The organism is Rahnella sp. RcJ3 (assembly GCF_009498575.1).
Lineage (GTDB): Bacteria > Pseudomonadota > Gammaproteobacteria > Enterobacterales > Enterobacteriaceae > Rahnella > Rahnella aceris.
Genome location: NZ_QSNX01000055.1, coordinates 1 through 832, shown reverse-complemented (window position 1 = coordinate 832; position 832 = coordinate 1). Strand labels below are relative to the sequence as shown.

Here is an 832-nt window from a genome sequence, read left to right as displayed (position 1 = left end):
TGTAAGTATCCCAGCTTTAGTTCCACGCACTTTTTGAGACTTCCGGGTTTTCGGCCATCAGCCGGTACTCTTCTGGCGTCAGGTTGTTCAGGGATTCATGAGGCCGCTCGTTGTTATATTCAGCCAGCCAGCGCTCAGTAATTTTCCGCGCTTCATTCAGGGTTCTGAACAGATAAAAATCCAGTATCTCTGTCCGGTATGTCCGGTTAAAACGCTCGATAAACGCATTCTGCGTCGGCTTTCCCGGCTTGATAAATTCCAGCAACACACCATGTTCTTCGGCCCATTGCGCCAGTGCCAGTGAGACCAGTTCTGGCCCGTTATCCATACGAATCTTCCGCGGATAACCGCGGTTTGATCCTGTCTAGCACTCTCACGACGCGTTGCGCCGGGATATTCAGGTCAATTTCTATCGCCAGCGCTTCACGGTTAAAATCATCCACCACATTGAAGGTCCGGAAGCGTCTGCCACACACCAGCGCATCATGCATAAAATCTATCGACCAGCTCTGGTTAAGTGCTTCCGGCGTCGCCAGCGGAGCCGGATTGCGCACCGGCAGACGTTGCTTTCCCTTACGGCGAAAATTCAGTTTCAGCAGGCAGTAAATCCGGTGAACGCGTTTATGGTTCCACCTGTTGCCCTGCCTGCGCAGCAACTGGAACAGCTTCTTAAAGCCGTATCGCGGATAGCGCTCCGCCAGTTCAGTCAGCGCCTGGATCACCGGCTCATCGCGACGGGTATCAGGCTGGTAAAAATAGACTGTCATGCTCAGCGATAATGTCCTGCAAGCCTGGCGTACGCTCATCGAAAACATCTCTTTCACATAGCTGA

The 832-nt window shown here is 52.5% G+C and carries 1 pseudogene; it reads right to left on the bottom strand.

Going from position 1 to position 832, the window contains the following annotated elements:
• Positions 1 to 16: 16 nt before the first annotated feature.
• A pseudogene (locus DXU84_RS24935) lies at positions 17 to 832 on the bottom strand (IS3 family transposase); the annotation flags it as partial.